Genomic DNA, 22,109 nt, shown 5'->3' with positions numbered 1-22,109 from the left:
TCTTTTTATATTCATTCAAAGTAAGTATACTAAGAAGTATCAAATGGACAGGTATATATAAAGGGATATTCCAGATAGGAGGGGCTCTGTTTGCAAAATTTGAACGATCAGCATGATGTTATTGCGCAGCTATACACGCATGCTCCCATTGGCATTGCCTTGGTTTCGACTGAGGGAAGATGGCTAAATGCGAATCCCCTCGCGTGCGAGATTTTAGGCTATACGGAAGAGGAATTAGTAAATTTAGACTTTATGGATATTACGCATCCCGATGATATTCAGGCCAATCAGGCTTTTAGAAGAGATGCATTAAACGGCGGATCCGCTATTTATAAAACAGAAAAAAGATATATACAAAAGAACGGAAACACGGTTTGGGTATCTGTTCATGTCTCCTTAGTCCGTGATGAAACAAATGGAAGCCCGTTATATTTTATTGCCCATATGATTGATATTTCAGAGAAAAAAACCATTGAATTCGATTTGCTTGAAACGAAGGAGCTTTATGATCTTATTACCGGGAATGTGCTTGATCTCATTTCCTATAACACGCCGGATGGGATTTCGCGCTATATTTCGCCGTCTATCCGCGATTTGCTGGGCTATGAGCCAGAGGATTTTATTGGGAAAAATAATTTTGACCTCTACCATCCGGACGATTTGAAAGAAATATTAACCGCCACGTATAAGGATATCGATGTGGCAACTTATCGTGTCCGTCACCGGGATGGCCGCTATATATGGTTCGAAACGACGTTCAAAACGATTCGGGATGAACAGGGGATCGTTCAGAAAGTAATCGGTATCGGACGGGATATTACGGAAAGAAAAAATTACGAGGATAATTTGGCCGAAGCGCAGGATATTGCCTCTCTTGGCAGCTGGGAATGGGATACTTTAAACAATAAGGTTACGATGTCCCAGAATTGCTATGAGATTTTCAATATTAATCCCGAAAAAATAATAGCAAACGAAGATCTTATCAAGCTTATTCACCCTGATGACCAAGAACGATATAGGGATTGCTTCACTAAAGCGTTGAAAGGCGAGGAATTTAATTACGAATTTCGGAATTTGCAGCCTGACCGTACCATTAAATATTTAAACATTCGCATCTCGATTAAATTTGACGAAAAAGGCGCTCCCATCAAAATGCTGGGAACAACGCAGGATGTCACGGAACGCAAAAAAGTGGAATTATCTTTGGAAGAGAGCGTTCAACGATATACCTCGTTAAAAAAATATAACCATGATGCCATCATATCCCTTGATCTAAAAGGCAGTATTATTAATTGCAACGCAGTGGCAGAGAAACTCACCGGACTTTCGATTCGTGAGATGATCGGAATGAGCATTTCTACCTTTATTGGCGCGGAAAATCTCAACAAAATTTTATCTGAAGCCAACAATATTACGCAGGTTGAAAGAAATATTAACGAAATTAAGCATAAAAACAGTCATTTCGTCGAGGTCTTAACGACGATTGCGCCGATTATCGTAAATAAGGAAACGGTCGGTTATTACATTATTGCCAAAGATATTACGGAACAAAAAAAGCTGTTGATCGCGAAAGAAGCAGCCGAAAAAATGAATAAGGCAAAAAGCGAATTTTTAGCGATGATGAGCCATGAAATTAGAACGCCAATGAATGGCGTCATCGGCATGACCGATTTACTGCTTCAGACGACACAGCTCGATGAACAACAAAAAGAATATGTGACGATAATTAACAAAAGCGGAGAAACCCTCCTTACCTTGATCAATGACATTTTGGACTTATCTAAAATTGAATCCGGAAAAACGGAATTAGTGAATGAACCGTTTCAAATGAGAGAATTAATCGCAGAAACGCTGGATATCTTTTACCATAAAGCAATCGAGAAAAACCTGGAAATGGCCGTAACGATTGATGAAAATGTTCCAAAAGTTCTGATCGGCGATTCTAACCGGCTGCGGCAGGTGCTGATTAACGTAGTCGGCAATGCCGTTAAATTCACTTATAGCGGCAGCATCACCATTTCCGTAAAAAATATGTTCGCTGACAAAGACCGCGTCCAGTGCCAGTTCACAATTAAAGATACCGGGATTGGAATCCCCCCGGAAAAGCATCTTCATTTGTTTGATCCCTTTTATCAGTTAGAGCATTTTATGACGCGAAAACACGAGGGCAGCGGACTGGGCTTAGCCATCAGCAAAAGGCTGGTGGAGCTCATGAATGGCCAGATATGGGTAGAGTCTACCGACGAGGGCGGGGCAAGCTTCCGTTTTACGGTTTTTTTCCGCAATGAAGCTCATAAGGATTCCATGCAGCAGGCTGATTCCCAATCGGAGAGCCGAACGGAAACACAGACTCTAAAAATATTAATTGCGGAAGATAACGAAGTAAACCAGCTCGTATTAAAAAAAATGCTGGGCAAGCTCGGTTATACGGCGACGACCGTCTGGAACGGAAACGAAGTGATTCAGGCCGCGGCATACGAGTCATACGACGTTATTTTCATGGACATAGAAATGCCTGAAATGAACGGACTGGAAGCCGCAAAGGTACTGAAAGAGACCCTGTCACCCGAAAAATATCCATACATTGTCGCGGTAACGGCGAATGCCTTAATTGGCGATCGCGAGAGATATCTTTCAGCGGGAATGGACGACTATATTAGCAAACCGCTTACGATCAGCTCCATATCCTCCGTGCTGGAGAAGTTTCAAACGTCAAAGAAGCAATATAGCTAATAAGATACGGCATTTTTAATAAGATTTTTTGAAAGGAAGTATTGCATTGACTCTTCAACAATTAAAATACGTGATTGAAGTCGCAAACCGGGGATCGATTAACGAAGCGGCCAAGCGCTTGTTTATTTCCCAGCCTAGCCTCTCCAATGCGATCAAGGATTTGGAAGATGAGATGCAGCTTGCCATATTCGAGAGATCCAACAAAGGAATTTCGCTTTCGAAGGAAGGCGTTGAATTTTTAAGCTATGCAAGGCAGGTCGTCGAACAAGCGGAATTGCTGGAGAGCAGGTACCTTAATGCCAAACCGTCCCCGCAGCATTTTTCGGTTTCGACTCAACATTATGCTTTTGCGGTTAACGCTTTTGTTAGTCTGGTTCAGGAACACGGCCAGGATGAATACGAGCTTTCTTTGCGCGAGACCAAAACCTATGAAATTATTGAAGACGTCAAAAGCTTGCGCAGCGAGATCGGGATCTTATATCTCAATGAGTTTAACGGGAAAGTCATAAACAAACTGCTCAAAACCGCAAATTTGCAGTTCAACAGCTTGTTAACGGCAAAACCGCATATTTTTATAAGCAGTAAGAATCCGCTGGCCAAACAATCCATTGTGACGATAGACCAGCTGCAAAATTATCCTTACCTTTCCTTTGATCAAGGGGAGTACAACTCTTTTCACTTCTCAGAAGAGATTCTCAGCACGATGACGCACAAGAAAAGCATACGGGTCAATGACCGGGCAACGCTTTTTAATTTGTTGATCGGGTTGAATGGATATACGATATCGACAGGTGTGCTCAGCGCCGATCTCAATGGGAATGAAATCATACCGGTTCCATTGGATTGCGAGGAAACGATAAATGTCGGATGGATTTCCCATAAAAATGCATCGCTTTCGAAGCTAGGAACTGCATATATCGAAGCGCTCAAAGAAGCGATTCCCTTATAAAAACGAAGGTATAGCTAAAGGCTATAACTGGATATAGTTTAATCCAGTTACACTATACCTGCGAAACCGTGATATCTTTCTTGTAACAAGTTGCAGAGGAGCTTACAAGATGATAAAAAGCAGTGTTTTGGGATATCCGCGTATTGGGGCAGATAGAGAATGGAAGAAAGCGCTCGAAGCATTTTGGTCGGGCAAACTGGAGGAGCAAGAATTCCACCGCCAGCTGCAAGAAATCCGCTTAAACCATTTGCGCAAGCAAAAAGAGAAGGGGATCGAGCTCATCGCGGTCAATGATTTCAGCTATTACGATCATATCCTCGATACCGCAGCCATGTTCGGTATTGTTCCGAAACGTTTTCCTTATGCCGGCGGCGTCCTCCCCTTGTCGCTATATTATGGCATTGCCCGCGGGACGAAGGAAGCTACCGCAAGTGAAATGACCAAATGGTTTAACACCAACTATCACTACATTGTGCCTGAGCTGGACGGCGCGAAGCCGGTGCTCACCGAAAATAAACCATTGCTCGCATACCGCGAAGCGAAGGAAAAGCTCGGCATTGAAGGCAAACCTGTAATCGTCGGACCGTTAACCTTCTTGAAGCTGTCCAAAGGGTATAACAAATCAGAAACCGATGCATGGCTCGGACGATTGCTGCCGCTCTATTTGCAAATTCTTCGGGAGCTTGCTGCCGAGGGCGTCCAATGGGTACAAATCGACGAACCGATACTCGTTACGAAAGTCAGCGCGGACGACTTGGCGAGACTGAAAACCATATACGAGGCGTTTGCGGCAGCCGCGCCTGGATTGAACATCATGCTGCAAACCTATTTTGAATCAGTAGATCATTACCAGGAGATTGTCTCGCTACCCGTAAAAGGGATAGGGCTGGATTTCGTGCATGGTTTATCCAACAATCTATCATCCATTAAAACGTTTGGTTTCCCGGCCGACAAAGTTTTAGGCGCAGGCGTTATCGATGGCCGCGGCATCTGGAAAGCGTCGCTGCGCGAAAAGTTGGCGCTCGTATCCGAGCTCGCGGCAATCGTAACCGATAACCAGCTGGTCGTGCAGTCATCCTGCAGTCTGCTTCATGTTCCGGTCACCGTGAAAAATGAGCAGAAGCTTGATACAGAACTGCAGGAGGCGCTCGCATTTGCGGATGAGAAGCTGGATGAGCTAGTGCTTCTTACGAAAGCCGTAACGCAGGGCCCGGACGGGTTCGCGGAAGAGCTTAACGAAAATGAGCGGGCCGTTCAAGCATTGAAGCAATCAGGAGAGCGTAATCGCAGAGAGATCCAGCAGGCTGTTGCTGCAATAAGCGCTAAACACCCTGAACGCAGCTTGCCTTTCTCGGAGCGTCATGCAGCGCAGCAGCAAAAATGGCAGCTGCCTATTTTCCCAACGACCACCATCGGAAGCTTCCCGCAGTCTGCCGAAGTGCGCAAAGCCCGTCAGCAATGGCGGAAGGGCGAATGGAACAATGAGCAATATGCCGGTTTCATCCGTGATCAAATCGACATTTGGATTAAGCTACAGGAAGATATCGGTCTGGATGTGCTTGTTCATGGGGAATTCGAACGCACGGACATGGTTGAGTTCTTCGGTGAGAAGCTTGCAGGCTTCGCCTTTACGCAATATGGATGGGTACAGTCGTATGGCTCCCGCTGCGTGAAACCGCCGATTATTTTCGGAGACGTCGCCTTTGAGGAAGCCATGACGGTGGAGGAAACGAAATACGCGCAGTCCAAAACGGACCGGCCTGTCAAAGGGATGCTTACTGGACCGATTACCATCATGAATTGGTCGTTCGTCCGCGATGATATTTCGCGCGAACAAATTGCCTATCAGCTTGCTTATGCGCTAAGACAAGAGGTAGAGGCACTCGAGCAGGCAGGGATCGGCATGATTCAAGTCGATGAGCCCGCCGTTCGCGAAGGCTTGCCGCTTAAAGAAGAGGACCAAGCCCATTATCTGTCCTGGGCCGTCAAAGCTTTCCGGATGACGACGTGCACGGTTCAGGAAACAACGCAAATCCATACCCATATGTGTTATTGCGAATTCCATGACATGATCGGTTCGATCGAGGATATGGATGCAGATGTGATTTCGATCGAAACCTCGCGCAGTCACGGCGAGTTGATTCACAGCTTCGAGCTGAACACGTACAAGCTGGGTATCGGTCTAGGCGTTTACGATATTCATAGTCCGCGCATTCCGCGCGTTGAAGAAATGACAAGCATGATTGACCGCGCATTGCGCGTCCTTGATCCTAAGCTGTTCTGGATAAATCCGGACTGTGGACTTAAAACGCGAGGTTACGAGGAAACGGTTGAATCTTTGCGTAACATGGTTGATGCCACACGGATCGCTCGTGAGAAGCATGCTCAAACCGTTTAGTTTATGATCGATAACGCAGCCCATTTACTGGGCTGCTTTTTTTTGGTTTGAAGCTTCATAGAGTAATTGAACAAAGACGAAAATTCCATAATGTGGTAATATAGTGAAGTGACTTTTCAAAGTACGTTTTAGTATAAGGAGAGATGAATCGATTATGATTATTGAAACCAAAATCATCGAGAAACCTGCCTTTCGTGTGGTTGGCATTACCGAAACCGTTCATTTTAATTCTACCGTGCCGTCTTCTGAAAATGCCATTGCCAAGCTTTGGACTCGATTCGGCAGCCGCATTCCGGAAATCCAAGGGCAGCTTGGCTGGCGCAGCTACGGATTAATGCTGCAAAATCCAGACAATCCGCCAGGAGCTCCATTCGATTACACGGCTTCCGTACAAATCGCTGCGGACGGGGATATTCCTGAAGGCATGATTAGCATCGAAGTACCCGCTGCACGTTATCTTGTGCTTACTTATAGAGGACAGCTTGATGGCATCAGCGATGCTTTCATGCATTTTTGGGGACTTGTACTGCCGGACAGCCCATATGAATATGACGGAGGCGTACGCACTGGCAAATTCGAGTTTGAATTTTATGACCAGCGTTATACGCAGCCAGGCGACCCGAATTCAGAGATTGACTTATATTTTCCAATACGTGCGAAATAGAAAAGGAGAGGGTTCGTGTGCAAGAGACCATTACAGTCGATTTGGTAGAGGTTTCCTCCTTTAAGGCATTGGCGGTTCGGACGGGCATGACACCGGACAAGAGCGGAACACGGGTCGCTTGGAGCAAGCTCGCAGAACATGTCCCTCTTGATGATGCGCGTTTGGCGGGAAAGCCTGCAGCTTATGTATTCATCCCGCAGCAGCAATGGAACAAAGAGGTCGATACGTTATGGATAGGTTTAGAAGTTCGCGAGTTCGGGGCTGTGCCGGACGGCATAGAGAAGCTGGCGATTAACGGAGGAATTTGCGCGAGCGCACGCGTGCTTGGGGACGAGGCGCATATGTGGCGTGTCTATGAAACCATGTTTTCGTGGCTGGAGCAGTCGAAGGACTATGAGCTTGATCAGCGCGATGGTATTTTCGGTATGGAGACCGTGCCCTTGGAACCGCTAAATGCTTTGACAATCCCATATAAGGATATCGAGATCTTTAATTTCACCATGCTGTATCCGGTACGCCGGAAGGCGGACAGGGAATGAACGAATACATTTTTTCCAGAGAAGTGTAATGAGGAAGGTAAGGACAGCTGCCATCCTTTGCTGTACCGGTTAAGTTTTCTGGTTGTTTTCTATTCTTTCCTAAGTTCTGTTAGCAACCTTATTCCCTTCCGATTCGTTAGGAGCCTTGAAGGGTACTTTGTTGCATAACTGTTTAAACTACACCGTAGAGCAGGAGGAATAGAAAATGAAGATATGGAAACTTAAAACCGGACTGATAGCGGCGGCGCTTGCCATTGGAATATCAGGTTCGGTTCCGCTTGCGCATGCTGCTGGTGCAGATCGCGCCAATGATATATTTAATGGCACGCCCGCCGGCGATTCTTCATACCGCTTCAGCGAAATTGAATTTCTAAACGCGACAACCGGACGCGCTGCCGGAAACGGATTTTTAATCGGCACTTCGGATGCCGGCGCGTCCTGGCAGTCGATCTATAAGGGCACCTGGCAGTTTACCCAGCTTGATTTTATATCGAATACGACCGGATGGGCTTTGGCGAAGTCTTCTTCAGCCGGTTCTAATGCCCTTATCCATACGACAGACGGGGGAAGCAGCTTTACAAAAATACCAATGGGTTCGGTCGCTCTGGAGAGGATCAAGTTTACCGATAGCAAAAACGGCTTTGGGTATACAAGGGCATTTGCTTACAAAACAGCTACCGGCGGAAAAACATGGACGAAGATCGCAACACCCGCTAACACCCGATACGCGGAATTTGCAGACGTAAAGCATGGCTGGGCGCTGATCGTTGTGCCGGGCTTTGGCTACAAACTCGCCAGAACGACGGATGGCGGCGCGAATTGGGCAACAAAACTGACCGTGAAAGCAGGGGAAGTCAGCGGCGGTGAAATTTATACGAGCGGAAGCCAAGTATGGGCGAGATTTAACGGCGGCGCGGGAATGTCCCAGCAATCCTATTCCCTCTATGCTTCTTCAGATAACGGATCAAGCTGGCGCAAGGTAATAAGTCAAACCACAGCGGGCGGCGGTGCTGCTCCAGGTGCGGCAGCAGGGATCGTTAATGAAGGGCCGGCTTCGCCAGGCGGTCACGCTAGCAATCTGGAGGTAATTGACGGAGCAGCCATTCTGGCAGGATTTTCACCAGCGGGCGGGGTTATCGGAGTTGGCCGTTCATTAGACGCTGGAAAGTCGTGGACAAATCTCAAGTCGATTAAAGGTTATGAGAGCGTCATTTCATTTACGAATAAGAATCGAGGCTGGATGGCGGATACAAGCTTGTCTAGCCCTGCATTGTATAGAACAACGGATGGGGGCAAAACCTGGTCAAAACAGCTCGCCATCCCAAGCAACGGCGAATAATTTGCGGTATACAGCAGAGGCTGATCACAATAATGTGGTCAGCCTTTTTCCGGAGTGTCTCACTTACTTGACGTATTGCCGCTTCGTCTGAATTAATTAGGTAATCCAGTGAGATGGCCGGGTTAATGCCTGAGGCAGTTTCGTCCCGAAATCGCCTTTTGCCGCATTGAGCTGCGATTGGGTGAGAAAGATACTGCCAATGAGGTTGGCGCCTCTAAGGTCTGCGTCACGGAAATCAGCTCCGATCAGGTCCGCAGCTCTCAAGTCTGCATCTCTAAGATCTGCGGCAATTAGATACGCCCCTCTCAGGTTGGCGCCTCTAAGATCTGCTTTTCTGAGATTAGCCCCCATTAGATCGGCTCCTCGCCCATAGCTTTTCTGACGCTTTGAAGGCACTTTAAGCTGCAGCTTGGCATCGGCTCGTACGAGCTCGCTCGTCTTCAGAAGCAGAGCGTTAATTTCGGCCCTTCTTGCTGCAATGTCTAACTCGATAATAGAACCGGGTGTAAGAAGTGTCAGTCTATTGATGTCCTCAAGAGCTAAGCGCAGCGCATCATGAATCGGCCGAGCAGGTTGTAAGGCCACTGCCTCCGTCAAATAATAAAGAAGCTCATGGAGCTGCCGCATAATCGGAAACACCTCGAGCATTAAGGAAGCCGATTCCGGTGCTTCGCGCCAGTCGCGTCCTTTAAAGGTGATGTTCGAAACTTTTTGGCCCGCTCCGAAGCAGTCGTAAACCGTGCAGCCTCGAAATCCTTCTTTCCTTAGCCGACTATGGATGCCGCAACGGAAGTCGGCTTGCAGGTTCTGGCAAGGCTGTCCGGCATTTTTGTCCACAGCGAAATCTACCGAAGCCGCAAAGGGGAGGGCAACGCAGCACAGACCGAAACATTCCTCGCAGTCCCCCTGCAAACGATCACCCATTTCGGATGTATTATCGGAATAATCATTAATATCAGGCAACTTTCTACCTCCTATAACACTGCCTATTTAGATAAAGATTACGATGATTGCATCATAGAATGAACCGGAATGACTCACTCTTAATCTATATTATTACCGAACCATTTTCTCGTCAAATTAGGAAGAAAAAGATGCTTAGCGATTCGCTAAGCATCTTTTTTGCGATATTCAGTCAAGCACACAAATGATCTAAGAGCGATTTTCCGCTGGCATCCACATTTTGAAATTGCCGCTCAATGCGAGCATCGCGAACAAATAGAGACAATTGTCGTAGTAGCGGCGAACTCCCGTACGAAGCGGGGTTTCCCACAACAAATCTACGCTTGCTTTTGCGTTCGGACCTTCCGGCGATGCGAGGGAGGCCATTGCGTTTGTTGCCAATAGACCTACGGGATGCAGCGATTTCTCCTCAAACGGCTCACCCGCAATCGTATACCGTCTGTAATCCGTCGGATCAATCCCCGCGAAAAAGGCTTGAATCCGGGTTGCTTCTTCTTGCTGCCAGGCATCGACGCCGAACCATTCGGAATCCAGACCGATATTGGCCGCTACGCGATAAGAATCGCTAAAAAAATGACCATAGCCCCGCTCATCGTTTGGAGTTCCGTCATAGTAGGCATATTCAGGCGCAAGTCCCGTAACGGGGTGGCAGGACAGCTTCAGATACTTTCTGCTCGCATCCGCCGCTTTCCGCCAAAAAGGACGGTCCGCCGGATTCGCCCAAAGGGCAAACAATTCGTAAAAGTGGGGCAAATGATAGGAAGGATCGGAATAATCGCAATCGGGTATGAATTTAATCAATTGATTGGAAGGCTCCCACATCGGATTCCCGTCGTTATTTTCACCTTTATGCAAGCAGCTATGTAGCAGGCTTCGAGCCTGATTGCCGTAATCAAACGGCGCAGAGCCATCGCCCCACCGATGCGAAGCAAAGAAAAGAGCCAGCGCAAAATATTCCTCACCGTCCGGTGCCGGACCGTTTGATCGCCTTGAGCCATCGGTATTGCATGACCAGGCGAAATAGCCGGCATTTTCACCTTCATTCATGTACATGTAAGTCATCGTCCATTTCCAGATCCGGTCAAAAATATCTTTGCGATCCATCTGGACGGCCATCATCATCCCGTATGACATACCTTCCGTGCGGACATCGATATTTCCGGTATCCAGCAAATAACCCATGTCTTCTCCGGATTCAAAATAGATTCGTACATCGTCATCACCGTTAAACAACTGCTCCCAAGTGTGTTCGACACGTTCATGGATAGCCTCGCTCTCGTAGCCGTATTCCAAAAATAGATTGCGATAATGGTTTGTATAAAAAGCGCCTGTGCCTTGTTTAAGCAGCATATGGAAAAATCCCTCCCAAAATAGTTATACAGCTAAACTTTTAATCGATTTTTCTTTCCGCAGAGGCGATCCAAGACGCATCGCTGCGGTTCACCAAAAACTTTACCTTGTATCGGATGGAGTTCCTACCCCAAAAACTTTACAGATTACTTTAAATAGTATAGGACTTCAAAAATATCGCTTGCTCGGTTTACGGCAGTCCTCAAGAAAATCAATTCCTGATTAAAATGAAATAGACGATCTGAAAAAATCAAAAGATATATGATCTTTTATCCCGTAATTTAGAAGGATATGGATCGGAGCTCGTGAAACCGCCATTTCTCGGTTTGAATCGCAAGCAGCCTGCAAATTAGATTTTACTAACAATCACAAAGGCGGTGTCTTCCCAATGACAAATGTAGAAAAGAAACAAGCAAAGAAGCTGGCTAACCCGATTAAATCCGTTGGAATGAAACTTTTTGCGATCATATTTTGCGGTATTATCGCATGTGTCATGTCAGTCGGACTTTTGGCTTATTCAAAAGCGAAAGAGATCATCGAAAGCAAGGTATCAGAGGCCAGTTTTCAAACCGTAAATCAAGTTGCTAACAATTTAGATATTATTTTTAGGACTTATGAGGATTTATCCATGCAAATCATGATCGATGAAGATTTTCATGAACAAGTCCGCACGGTTCTCGATAGCAAAGCCGGATTCAATAAATCTGAAGCTGCAGGCAAGCTGAACGAAAGACTGCGAAACTACGTGACAGGCAATGTCTCGATTAGCGGAGTGATGTTAATTCCATTAAACCCAAAGCTAACCGTTCTAAATGTAGGTGCTGCACAAGCTAACCGGTCGGAGATCATCAAAGAATCCGCATGGTTTAAAGAGGTCATTGAAAGAGACGGAAAAACGCTTTGGATTCCGCCGCAACCAGGCGGGTTGGCCGTTTTGCCGGCGCCGCCGTCTATTGGCATGAGCCGGTTGATCAAAGATAAAATGACCAATCAGCCCACTTACTTACTCTTAATGGAAATCCATCTTGCTTCGATCAACAAGCGTTTCGAGGATGTGGAACTTGGTCAAGGAAGCGAAATGGCGATTCTAGATTCAAAAGGCAATTATATCGTTTCACCCGATCCAGCCCTAACCGGCAAACCCGCCAAAGTGAGCCTGCCGACGGAGGGAGATTCAGCCCTGAGCGGTTCGCAAAAGGCGGCTGCCTCGAATGGTAAGGATGTGCTCGCTGCTTATACCACATTCGACACGATGAACTGGAAGCTGCTAGGTACTGTTCCGGTTAAAGAGCTTGTAAAGGATGCAAAATCGATTCAAACGATGACGTGGATTACTGTAGTTATCGCGTCGTTAATCGCCGTTGCGATCGGCGTGCTGGTCATCTTGACCATTGCACAGCCTCTCGTAAAGCTGCGTAATCTTATGAATGAGGGTGCAAGCGGCAATCTGACCGTCCGCTCCAGCTTCAAGAAACGCCGAGACGAGATCGGCGAGCTATCGGAGAGCTTCAATCGGATGATGGCTCAAATTCAGCTTTTAGCCGTACAGACGACCCGTTCCGCAGAAGATGTTCTATTAACGGCTGCAGATCTGACGGAAGCATCCCGCAAAACGGCTTTATCAGCCAAAGAGATTGCGGGCGCGACGGAAGAAATTGCGGGCGGCGCCGCAAGTCTGGCGGTAGAAGCAGAGCGCGGTACCGATCTAACCAGCCATATTAACATGCAAATGAAAAAGGTTATTGCATCCAATCAAATGATGGTCCGGTCAGCGAACGAGGTTGAGAAAGCGAGTGAGCAGGGCACCGCTTATATGGGCATTCTTATCCATAAGACGGGGGTGACCGAAGAAATGACCCGCTCGATGGTCGAGAAGGTAGACGCGCTCAAGGAAAGTACGGGATCTATCGTCAAAATACTGGAGGTATTGAATAATCTGACGAAGCAAACGAATATTCTGTCTCTGAACGCCACGATCGAAGCGGCGCGTGCGGGTGCCGCGGGCAAAGGCTTTATGGTCGTTGCCGACGAAATCCGCAAGCTTGCTGATCAGTCGCGCCAGTCCATTGATATCGTGGGCCAAATTACAGAAAAAATCAGAGATGAAATCGATGAGACGGTACAAGTCCTCTCGAACGCTTACCCATTGTTTCAAGAGCAAATCGGTTCGGTCAAGGATGCGAATCAGATTTTCTTGACCGTGCAAGGGCAGATGGGACAATTCGCCGAGAAGCTTGAACTCGTGACGGAATCAATCGGCCAGCTTGACCATTCGCAAGGCATATTAGCTGATGCGATGACGAATGTAAGCGCCGTAGCCGAGGAATCGTCGGCGACCTCCGAGGAAGTAGCATCACTTAGCTCCGTGCAGCTTAACATAAGCGACGAAATGGTGCGATTGTCCGAGAAGCTGGATGCCGTTTCGCGTGAACTTAAAGAAAGCTTGTCGCAATTTAAAATGAATTAATATAACGCCAGATTGAACATGACGAGGAGCCTTTTAGCTAATACGGCAAAAAGGCTTTTTTTATACAAATTTCCGAATATGGATGTGTAGCTGTTGCTAATTTCATTTACAAATAAGACGATCCTTCTATATAATCGTAATAAGATATGTTTAAATATATCTAATTATAACTGAAGGAGATCTAATATGATCATTAAGACTAAAAGCTATATGATTTTATCTATTGTAGTGGTAATGGCGTTATTGTTTGCAGGCTGTGGCGATGCACAAAATACGAACACGAACACTAACGCAAAAACGCCGGCGGAAAGCGCAAGCACGCCCAATGAACAGCCAACCGAAAAAGTTGAACTAATCATATCCGCTGCAGCAAGCATGACCGATGCGTTGATTGAAATTCAGAAAGCTTTTGAAGCCGAAAACCAAAATATTAAACTAAGCTTCAACTTCGGCGCGTCTGGCGCTTTGCAGCAGCAAATTGAACAAGGGGCGCCAGCTGACTTGTTTCTGTCTGCGGCTGTAAAAAATATGTCGGCACTCGTTGACAAACAACTGATTGAGCGGAGCAAGCAAGTCAATTTATTGAAAAACGAACTTGTCGTCATTGTTCCTGCAAACGGAAAATCGCTTGTTGGAAAGATAAACGATCTAACGAATGCTGCAGTTAAAACCGTTGCGATCGGCATACCGGAAAGCGTACCAGCAGGCAGCTATGCGAAGGAAGCGTTAACGAACGCGAAGCTATGGGAAGTTTTACAGCCAAAAACCGTACAGGCGAAGGATGTAAGGCAAGTGCTGCAATACGTAGAAACGGGCAATGCGGATGCCGGTTTTGTATATAAAACGGATGCGCTGACCTCCGATAAAGTAAAAGTTGCTTTTGAGGTTGATCCTTCTGCATATAAAACGATTCAATATCCGATCGGCATTATCAAAGCGACGAAGCACAGCCGGGAGGCAGAAGATCTTTTTGCTTATTTGCAGTCGCAAGAATCGTTGGACGTCTTTGTTAAATATGGTTTTACGGTGTCTAAATAGCAGGTTATATGTCGCAGAGATGCGGCTTTTTCCTTTTATATTGCGTGAAAGGTTAACAAACTGCGTTTCGATTATTTAAACAAAGCGGGTTATCCTATCCGCGCCGTGAGGGGCGTGGACAAGCTTTTAAAAAAAACACTTTACTTGGCGCCCATTGTATCCTATATTCTAATCAAGGATAAAGTTTCCTTAGGTAAACATTTTGTCCTTGAGTAAAATAAAAATTTTTTATTAAATATTTTGCATATAGGCAAAATATTTTCCTGTTATTAACATGGGGGTGGATGGTGAATGGCACTTGATCCAAATCGGCATTTTACAAGGAGAAGCATTCTAAAAGCAGGAGCGGTTGGCGTACTGGGTGTACTGGGCAGCAGCTTCCTAAATCCGAGTGCTTTGTTCGGGAAACCAGCGCAAGCCAATGGCAAGGAAGAGATGCACCATTCGCTAAAAAATCAGATGAAACAAGGAATGGCTCATGGTTATGATCCTGGAACCGATTCGACACCTGGACTGGAAGCAGCTGTAAAGGCCTTAACTGCTTTTGATTACGGGATTGTCAGTAAGTCTTCCGATGGCAGGACCATCAGAGATTATGAGATTCAGGCATATGACGCTGAAGTAGAGATAGCGAAAGGCATTAAATTTCCAGGATGGACATTCAACGGCACGATTCCTGGACCGACCATGCGCTGTACGGAGGGCGATATCGTGCGGATAACATTCGGAAACGGCTCTGCGCATCCGCATTCCATCCATATGCATGGTATTCATCCTACGAATATGGATGGTTTGGAACCCGTTCCGACTGGGGAGGAATTCGTATACGAGTTTGAAGCAAAACCAGCGGGTCTGCAGCCTTATCACTGCCATGTTCCTCCGCTGGCCAGACATATTCATAAAGGACTCTATGGACATTTCATCATTGATCCTAAGAAACCAAGAAAACCCGCCAAAGAATTAAGCATGATTATGAACGGCTTTGACTTGGACTTAGATGGCGAAAATGAGGTATATACGGTCAACGGGTACGCTTTTGCCTATCAATCCAGGCCTATCCAAGTAAAAACGGGAGAGCTTGTACGAATCTATTTAAGCAATTTGACGGAATTCGATCCCGTTAATTCGTTTCATTTGCATGCCAACTACTTTCATTATTATGCGACTGGCGCGGATCCGGACGCGAGGCCTCAGTTTACGGATACGATCATGCAATGCCAAGGCGAAAGGGGCATCATTGAAATTACGTTTCCTGCCCCGGGAAAATATATGTTCCATGCTCACCAGAGTGAGTTTACGGAGCTGGGCTGGATGGGATTTTTTGAAGTCGGATAACAAGGGGGAGCTTGCCATGCGAAGTGGGACGGTTAGTAAAAAGCCCAATAAAGGGCTGATTTGGTTGCTGGGCGCACTGCCGCTGGTGCTGTTAGCAGGCATTCTATCTATTATTGCTTTATGGGGTACAGGCGTAGAAGAACAACAAGCAGCGCCTATTGAAATGTTAAATATCGAACGTATCATTTTAACGGATGATGGATTCGAAGTTCGCATACTTAATTCCGGACCGAAGGGGCTCACGGTCGCGCAAGTTGTGGTCGACGGCTCCTTTTGGAACGCTTCGTTTTCGCCAAGCGCTACGATCGAACGATTTGACCGTTCTACCGTATCCATCCCTTATCCCTGGGTGGAGGGTGATCCTCATGAAATTAAATTCATAACCTCGAATGGGATTATCTTTACAGGTGATGTAGCTGCCGCAATGAAGACGCCGGCTGCAGACACCAACCGGTTTCTCCAATACTCGCTGATTGGTTTTTATGTAGGCGTGGTTCCTGTTGGTCTGGGTTTGCTGTGGTATCCTTTCTTGCGGCGATTCTCTTCGAAAGGAATACAGGCGGTTTTGGCTTTTACTGCGGGGCTGCTCTTTTTCCTTGCCATAGATACTATTCAAGAAGGACTAGAGCTTGGTGCTGAGGCGCCTGGCGTATTCCAAGGAACCGGTCTCGTATGGTTCGGAGCATTGCTCAGTTTTTTGTTTCTGCTTGCGATCGACCAGACGAATTCGAACAAAGTTCTCAATGAAGAGGAAAGCGGTAAACGGTTATCATTCAAAATCGCGGGAGGAATCGGCCTGCATAACCTCGGAGAAGGACTCGCGATTGGCGCTTCTTTTGCTGCAGGCGAGGCTGCCCTGGGTACCTTTCTCATCATTGGTTTTACGCTTCATAATATTACGGAGGGGATCGGCATCGCATCCCCGCTTCTGAAAGCCAAGCCATCCGTAAAAACTTTTCTAGCGCTTGCCATTATAGGAGGCGCACCGGCAATTATTGGCACTTGGATCGGCGGATTTGTGTTTAACCAGACATTGGCGGCATTATTTTTCGGCATAGGAGCCGGTGCAATCATACAGGTCATCTACGTCATATTCAAAATGATTATAAGAGATGCCAAGACGCTTGGAACCGCCTCTGTCTCTTGGATTAATTTCTCTGGCTTGCTGCTTGGAATGCTATTAATGTATGCCACAGCCCTCTTGGTAAACTTTTAAATATTCGGGAGGAAGGGGAGAAGGGAATGCCGATGAATATAGGCGTTGCAGGCATTGTTTTGCTTGTCATTTTGGGTTTGCTGCTGTTTGGACCATCGAAATTACCGCAGTTAGGAAGAGCCATTGGAGCTACGTTGTCGGAGTTTAAAAGAGGAGCCAGAGGATTAATCGATGACAATGAAAAATCAGAAAAGGAAAAGTGAATCGCGAGCTGTAGTGTTGCGGCATCAACGGGCTTCACTTTATAATGGAATGGAAATGGAGGCGATAGGAATGGCAAATCAAATTGCCGGAACAAGAAGCTGCTCCTGCAAAGCCTAATATAAGGGCGATACTTTGCAAGGGGCCGGATTGTAATAACTTCGCCCAAAAAAGCTCATATCGTTTCTAATCATAGGCTTTGCACCTTATCCTTCTTCAATAAAAATAAGGGGCTGAAAGCAATGGTTAATCCATTTATTAGAAACCATCAATATAATATGATAAAAAAGCAGGTAAAACTGCTGCAAAACGCCTGCAGTACCGTATCCGATCCAAAGGTAGTGGAGGCGGTCCGGATTACCGCGTTAACTAAAGTATTAGAAGCCTTCCCGGAAGCAACGGCACTTCAAAAGCAGTATTTCGAGAAGATATCCACGCTGGATCGGACGGAAGATTTTCAGACGTATTTGCAATCCTTGGAGCCCTTTTTGGCCGAATTTGAGCAGGTATCTTCTGCGCAAATTAAAAAGCTGTTTCCAAAAGTGAAAAAGTTAAAGCTGCCCGAGCTAGATGTCCTCGATTATAAATATGTTACGTACATCGGCTGGACCGATATCGCGACGAACAAGATGTTTTTGTTATATCATCTGGACGGAAAACTTGTAGGCATTGAAGGGAAGTTCACCCGGACCAACAAAAAAAGCACCTGTTGTTTATGCAATCGGCATGAAGAGGTGGCCTTATTTTCGGCGATCACAAAATCAAAGCCTGCAAATGCTTCTCCTGATTATTACAAAGCGATTGGGAATTATATGTGCGTGAGCAGCGACATCTGCAACAAGAACATTTCAGATGTCAAAGTACTGGAAAAATTCATTCGTAATCTGCTAGAATAGTAAGATCAAGAGCTTCCTACGATACTTTCCGATAAGACAGAAAACATGATGTATTAGTTTATAATGAGCATCATGTTTTTTTATTAGGACGTAAACGTAGTATCTTGAGAATAAAAAAGGTTTTTTCAGGAAAAATAAAGTAGAAATCAGCAATCGAATTAACTTTGGAAAGCTGTAGATTTCCACATTTGAAGGAGGAAGAACAATGTCAAAATTAAACATCGGTATTATTTTAGGAAGTACCCGCCAAGGCCGTGTAAGCCCGCAGGTAGGAGAATGGGTAAAAAGCATAGCTGACAAACGTGGAGATGCGGTTTATGAAATCGTAGATATCGCTGATTACAAACTTCCTCTTTTAGGTGAAGCTGATGCTTCGGAACAAGCGGCAGCTTGGAATGCTAAACTTACAAGCTTGGACGGATTCGTTTTTATTGTTCAAGAATATAACCACAGTATATCGGCTTCCTTGAAAAATGCACTGGATTATGCGCGTGATGCATGGAACAATAAAGCTGCGGGAATCGTTAGCTATGGCTCAGTAGGCGGCGCCCGTGCCGCGGAGCATTTGAGAGGAATCCTGGGAGAATTGTCCGTAGCTGACGTTCGCGTGCACCCCGCTTTGTCGCTATTCACGGATTTTGAGAATGGAACGGTTTTCAAACCGGCTGATTTGCATCTTACGAATGTTAACGGAATGCTGGATCAAGTTTTAGCTTGGAGCGGCGCGCTGCGAACTTTACGTTAAAATTTAGCGGCTATTCCGAAAGTCATTAAAAAGTACATACCATTAGATAATAAACATTGAAATTAAAAAACGGGTATGGTAAAATGCTTTTAATTTACGATTGGAGTTGAAGAGGATAATGTAATTTTTCTTGCAGACTATATAAAATAATAAAACATATAAGCGTGTTTTTCGCATGTTTTATTAGTTATATGCAAGAAGGTTACTAAATCTTTCACTCAATCAATATATCCTAATCTAGCTCTACGTTGGGCTTGATTAACTGTATTTATTTGAGCTACAAGAAAGTAACTTTCTTGTAGCTTTTATTTTTTTATACAGGAGGATATATCATGTCATTAATAAATGTAACAAACTTAACATTTGCCTATGATGGAAGTTACGATAACATATTTGAAAACGTAAGCTTTCAAATCGATACCGATTGGAAATTAGGATTTACGGGAAGAAACGGTAGAGGCAAAACAACATTTCTAAACTTGTTGCTTGGTAATTATGAATACAGCGGAAATATTTCGGCTAATGTCCGTTTTGAATATTTCCCTTACCCTATCGAAAACAAAGAAAATAATACCCTTGATGTCATCAACGACATTTTCCCAGACTATCTTCACTGGAAATTAATGCGGGAGCTTTCATTGCTAAAGGTTTCGGAAGACGTTCTATATCGGCCTTTTTCTTCTTTGTCTAACGGAGAGCAAACGAAAGTGCTGCTTGCTGCTTTATTTATCAAAGAAAATAGTTTTCTGTTAATTGATGAGCCTACCAATCATCTGGACATGCATGCAAGAAAGCTTGTCAGTGAGTATCTCGATACTAAAAAAGGATATATTTTGGTATCTCACGACAGATCATTTCTTGATAACTGTGTCGACCATATCCTTTCCATCAATAAGACGAGCATAGAAATTCAGAAAGGCAATTTCTCCGGTTGGTGGGAAAACAAAAAGAGACAAGATCACTTTGAGCTTGCCGAAAATGAAAAGCTTCAAAAAGACATTAAGCGCTTGTCGGATTCGGCTAAACGAACGGGCGGATGGTCGCATGAAGTGGAAAAAACAAAATACGGTACAAGAAACTCCGGTTCTAAGGTAGATAAAGGATATATTGGCCACAAGGCTGCTAAAATGATGAAACGCTCTAAAGCCATCGAGCAAAGACAGCAATCTGCGATTGATGAAAAGTCAAAACTGCTTAAAAACATCGAAAGCTCTGACAGCTTGGAGATTTCGCAGCTTGCTTTTCATAAAAACCAACTCGCCGAACTAGATAATGTCTCGATTTTTTACGGGGAAAATAAGGTTTGTACCGATATTAGTTTTACAGTTGAGCAGGGAGACCGAATCGCTCTTTCGGGTAAAAACGGCTCGGGAAAATCAAGTATCATCAAACTGATTTGCGGCGAGGCTCTAAGTTATACCGGCACCTCCAGAAAGGATAGCCAGTTGGAAATCTCCTACGTTTCACAGGACACATCCCATCTTCAGGGCAATTTATCTGACTATGCTGCAAACAACGGGATCGATGAAAGTCTCTTTAAATCGATATTGAGAAAGCTTGATTTTTCGAGGGTTCAATTTGAAAAGGATATTTCAGCTTTTAGCGGAGGACAAAAGAAAAAAGTGCTGATTGCAAAAAGTCTTAGCGAAAAAGCCCATTTGCATGTTTGGGATGAACCGCTTAATTTTATTGATATTATTTCTCGCATGCAAATTGAAGAGTTACTGCTTGAATATGCACCAACTATCCTTTTTGTGGAGCATGATAGGGAATTTTGCGAAAGTATTGCTACAAAGATCATTCAACTTTAATCGCTTGAAGCTGTTTGGTTTTGATTATGCGCGGGGTGAAAATAACTGAATTAGATCAATCATGAAACCAAAGTTGTCCGCTTCACGTATCACTTTTTATTAGGCGCTATACGCAAGACGATTATCGTTGTTGAAAAGTGATCCCAAACGAAATTCGGGAGCAGCTGGTAAGCCTATCATTTTAATTTAGGAGGATATAGAATGGATATCGGATTATTGTTCGAGTATGGCTGGGTGCTTCTTGTATTGATTGCGTTGGAGGGCTTGCTTGCAGCCGATAACGCGCTCGTGCTGGCGATTATGGTCAAGCATTTACCAGAAGCAGAGCGCAAAAAGGCTTTGTTCTATGGATTGGCAGGAGCGTTTGTTTTCCGTTTTGGTTCGTTGTTCGCGATTTCGTTTTTGGTGGATGTATGGCAGGTGCAAGCTATCGGAGCGATCTATCTTCTGTTTATAGCGCTCAACCATATATTGCGTAAGGTCATTGTGAAGAAAGGCGAAGAATCCGCAGCTAAGAAATCGGGGAAAGAACCGAAGAAAAGCGGTTTCTGGCTGACTGTCCTTAAAGTTGAAATTGCGGATATCGCTTTCGCAATCGACTCGATTCTGGCAGCCGTAGCGCTTGCCGTAGCATTGCCGGCAACGAACTTGCCGAAGATCGGCGGTATGGATGGCGGTCACTTTATCGTTATTTTCCTAGGCGGATTTATCGGACTTATCATCATGCGTTTTGCAGCCAATATGTTCGTTAAACTGTTGGAGAGCAGACCTGCTCTGGAAGTCGCAGCTTTCTGTATCGTCGGCTGGGTCGGTGTTAAACTAGCTGTTCATACGCTTGCACATCCATCGCTTCACGTCATTCCGCATGACTTCGCGGAATCGACAGCTTGGAAAGTAACCTTCTACGTAGTGCTTCTTCTCATCGCGGTTAGCGGTTGGTTCCTATCCGGTAACAAAGAAAAGGAAAACCAGGTATCGAATGCAGCTTAAGCGGTCAATCGCACGTTGCTGATGCAGATATAAAGAAATCGTTAATCTAGTTGGACAATAATTAAAGATAAGGTCGAAATAAACCGAGCGCTTTATTGCGCTCGGTTTATTTTATTTATAGGCAGGCAATTCACGGGCATAAGTACGACTTTTATACGGGGCCGAGGCCGCAACTTGAATGGCTGCCATTAAATAAGTAATGTATTGAATACCGTGTCTATCCCTGCAACAACAACTGTCGGGAGGCAAGAACATACTCTCCTATTAAGCCGCGATGCTCGCGGCTTTTTGTTTAACGAGTAAAGCTCATGTTCAAGTGTTTGATTAGAAACAAGTTGAACAAATAATAAAAAAATGATGAACTCAACCGCTTCAAAAGCATCCACTTCTGAAGGAAAATCATTTATTTTGACGAAAGCTGTCGACCTGACTCGAGTGGAGTTGACAACGGAATGCGTATTCAAGTAAGATATCC

17 protein-coding genes are annotated in these 22,109 nt (G+C 45.2%); 15 read left to right on the top strand and 2 right to left on the bottom strand.

Features of this window, described 5'->3' with window-relative positions:
- Window positions 1-90: 90 nt before the first annotated feature.
- The 6 genes from ACN6MW_RS30430 (at window position 91) to ACN6MW_RS30405 (ending at window position 8,622) form a co-directional block, all read left to right on the top strand.
- Window positions 91-2,733 carry a PAS domain S-box protein gene (locus tag ACN6MW_RS30430; RefSeq protein WP_419873463.1) on the top strand — a complete coding sequence of 881 codons (2,643 nt, stop codon included), beginning with the start codon at window positions 91-93 and terminating at the stop codon, window positions 2,731-2,733.
- 46 nt (window positions 2,734-2,779) lie between these two features.
- Window positions 2,780-3,682, top strand: a complete 903-nt coding sequence (locus ACN6MW_RS30425; protein ID WP_419873462.1) for a LysR family transcriptional regulator — start codon at window positions 2,780-2,782, stop codon at window positions 3,680-3,682.
- 109 nt (window positions 3,683-3,791) lie between these two features.
- Window positions 3,792-6,080 carry a 5-methyltetrahydropteroyltriglutamate--homocysteine S-methyltransferase gene (gene metE / locus ACN6MW_RS30420; RefSeq protein ID WP_419873461.1) on the top strand — a complete coding sequence of 763 codons (2,289 nt, stop codon included), beginning with the start codon at window positions 3,792-3,794 and terminating at the stop codon, window positions 6,078-6,080.
- Between the two features lie 154 nt (window positions 6,081-6,234).
- On the top strand, window positions 6,235-6,744 hold the full coding sequence (locus ACN6MW_RS30415; RefSeq protein WP_419873460.1) for a GyrI-like domain-containing protein: 510 nt from the start codon (window positions 6,235-6,237) through the stop codon (window positions 6,742-6,744).
- Window positions 6,745-6,761: 17 nt separating this feature from the next.
- Entirely contained in the window at window positions 6,762-7,283 is a 522-nt protein-coding gene (locus tag ACN6MW_RS30410; protein WP_419873459.1) for a GyrI-like domain-containing protein, read from the top strand.
- Window positions 7,284-7,488: 205 nt separating this feature from the next.
- Window positions 7,489-8,622, top strand: a complete 1,134-nt coding sequence (locus ACN6MW_RS30405) for a WD40/YVTN/BNR-like repeat-containing protein (RefSeq protein WP_419873458.1) — start codon at window positions 7,489-7,491, stop codon at window positions 8,620-8,622.
- 96 nt (window positions 8,623-8,718) lie between these two features.
- On the opposite strand, the gene ACN6MW_RS30400 is transcribed toward ACN6MW_RS30405, so the two are convergent.
- Both ACN6MW_RS30400 and ACN6MW_RS30395 read right to left on the bottom strand, forming a co-directional pair.
- A complete protein-coding gene (locus ACN6MW_RS30400) occupies window positions 8,719-9,546 on the bottom strand; it encodes a pentapeptide repeat-containing protein (RefSeq protein WP_419876491.1) in 828 nt (275 codons plus the stop codon).
- 228 nt (window positions 9,547-9,774) lie between these two features.
- Complete coding sequence (locus ACN6MW_RS30395; RefSeq protein WP_419873457.1) at window positions 9,775-10,935, bottom strand: glycosyl hydrolase family 8; 1,161 nt, start codon at window positions 10,933-10,935, stop codon at window positions 9,775-9,777.
- 388 nt (window positions 10,936-11,323) lie between these two features.
- Between ACN6MW_RS30395 and ACN6MW_RS30390 the strand changes: the two genes are divergently transcribed.
- The 9 genes from ACN6MW_RS30390 to ACN6MW_RS30350 all read left to right on the top strand — a co-directional run bounded on the left by ACN6MW_RS30390 (window position 11,324) and on the right by ACN6MW_RS30350 (window position 21,634).
- The gene (locus tag ACN6MW_RS30390) at window positions 11,324-13,402 is read left to right on the top strand and encodes a methyl-accepting chemotaxis protein (RefSeq protein ID WP_419873456.1); all 2,079 of its coding nucleotides are present in this window, start codon (window positions 11,324-11,326) and stop codon (window positions 13,400-13,402) included.
- Between the two features lie 186 nt (window positions 13,403-13,588).
- Window positions 13,589-14,440, top strand: a complete 852-nt coding sequence (gene modA / locus ACN6MW_RS30385) for a molybdate ABC transporter substrate-binding protein (RefSeq protein ID WP_419873455.1) — start codon at window positions 13,589-13,591, stop codon at window positions 14,438-14,440.
- Between the two features lie 291 nt (window positions 14,441-14,731).
- Window positions 14,732-15,775 carry a multicopper oxidase domain-containing protein gene (locus ACN6MW_RS30380; RefSeq protein ID WP_419873454.1) on the top strand — a complete coding sequence of 348 codons (1,044 nt, stop codon included), beginning with the start codon at window positions 14,732-14,734 and terminating at the stop codon, window positions 15,773-15,775.
- Between the two features lie 16 nt (window positions 15,776-15,791).
- Entirely contained in the window at window positions 15,792-16,991 is a 1,200-nt protein-coding gene (locus tag ACN6MW_RS30375; RefSeq protein ID WP_419873453.1) for a ZIP family metal transporter, read from the top strand.
- A 32-nt stretch (window positions 16,992-17,023) separates the two neighbouring features.
- Window positions 17,024-17,194, top strand: a complete 171-nt coding sequence (locus ACN6MW_RS30370; protein ID WP_419873452.1) for a twin-arginine translocase TatA/TatE family subunit — start codon at window positions 17,024-17,026, stop codon at window positions 17,192-17,194.
- Window positions 17,195-17,434: 240 nt separating this feature from the next.
- A complete protein-coding gene (locus tag ACN6MW_RS30365; protein WP_419873451.1) occupies window positions 17,435-18,088 on the top strand; it encodes a FusB/FusC family EF-G-binding protein in 654 nt (217 codons plus the stop codon).
- A gap of 205 nt (window positions 18,089-18,293) precedes the next feature.
- Window positions 18,294-18,833, top strand: a complete 540-nt coding sequence (locus ACN6MW_RS30360; protein ID WP_364148147.1) for an NADPH-dependent FMN reductase — start codon at window positions 18,294-18,296, stop codon at window positions 18,831-18,833.
- Between the two features lie 332 nt (window positions 18,834-19,165).
- On the top strand, window positions 19,166-20,644 hold the full coding sequence (locus tag ACN6MW_RS30355) for an Lsa family ABC-F type ribosomal protection protein (protein ID WP_419873450.1): 1,479 nt from the start codon (window positions 19,166-19,168) through the stop codon (window positions 20,642-20,644).
- Between the two features lie 201 nt (window positions 20,645-20,845).
- On the top strand, window positions 20,846-21,634 hold the full coding sequence (locus ACN6MW_RS30350) for a TerC family protein (protein ID WP_419873449.1): 789 nt from the start codon (window positions 20,846-20,848) through the stop codon (window positions 21,632-21,634).
- Window positions 21,635-22,109 lie beyond the last annotated feature (475 nt).

Origin of the sequence: Pristimantibacillus sp. PTI5, from assembly GCF_048572955.1 — a bacterium.
Lineage (GTDB): Bacteria > Bacillota > Bacilli > Paenibacillales > Paenibacillaceae > Pristimantibacillus.
The sequence above is the reverse complement of the archived record's forward strand: the minus strand, read 5'-3'. Positions and strand labels throughout refer to the sequence as shown.

Bases quoted from the DNA above. Each gene is read 5' to 3' on its own strand.
- metE (WP_419873461.1), top strand. From the start codon at position 3,792: ATGATAAAAAGCAGTGTTTTGGGATATCCGCGTATTGGGGCAGATAGA.
- ACN6MW_RS30415 (WP_419873460.1), top strand. From the start codon at position 6,235: ATGATTATTGAAACCAAAATCATCGAGAAACCTGCCTTTCGTGTGGTT.
- ACN6MW_RS30405 (WP_419873458.1), top strand. From the start codon at position 7,489: ATGAAGATATGGAAACTTAAAACCGGACTGATAGCGGCGGCGCTTGCC.
- ACN6MW_RS30400 (WP_419876491.1), bottom strand. From the start codon at position 9,546: ATGGGTGATCGTTTGCAGGGGGACTGCGAGGAATGTTTCGGTCTGTGC.
- ACN6MW_RS30395 (WP_419873457.1), bottom strand. From the start codon at position 10,935: ATGCTGCTTAAACAAGGCACAGGCGCTTTTTATACAAACCATTATCGC.
- ACN6MW_RS30390 (WP_419873456.1), top strand. From the start codon at position 11,324: ATGACAAATGTAGAAAAGAAACAAGCAAAGAAGCTGGCTAACCCGATT.
- modA (WP_419873455.1), top strand. From the start codon at position 13,589: ATGATCATTAAGACTAAAAGCTATATGATTTTATCTATTGTAGTGGTA.
- ACN6MW_RS30380 (WP_419873454.1), top strand. From the start codon at position 14,732: ATGGCACTTGATCCAAATCGGCATTTTACAAGGAGAAGCATTCTAAAA.
- ACN6MW_RS30375 (WP_419873453.1), top strand. From the start codon at position 15,792: ATGCGAAGTGGGACGGTTAGTAAAAAGCCCAATAAAGGGCTGATTTGG.
- ACN6MW_RS30370 (WP_419873452.1), top strand. From the start codon at position 17,024: ATGAATATAGGCGTTGCAGGCATTGTTTTGCTTGTCATTTTGGGTTTG.
- ACN6MW_RS30365 (WP_419873451.1), top strand. From the start codon at position 17,435: ATGGTTAATCCATTTATTAGAAACCATCAATATAATATGATAAAAAAG.
- ACN6MW_RS30360 (WP_364148147.1), top strand. From the start codon at position 18,294: ATGTCAAAATTAAACATCGGTATTATTTTAGGAAGTACCCGCCAAGGC.
- ACN6MW_RS30355 (WP_419873450.1), top strand. From the start codon at position 19,166: ATGTCATTAATAAATGTAACAAACTTAACATTTGCCTATGATGGAAGT.
- ACN6MW_RS30350 (WP_419873449.1), top strand. From the start codon at position 20,846: ATGGATATCGGATTATTGTTCGAGTATGGCTGGGTGCTTCTTGTATTG.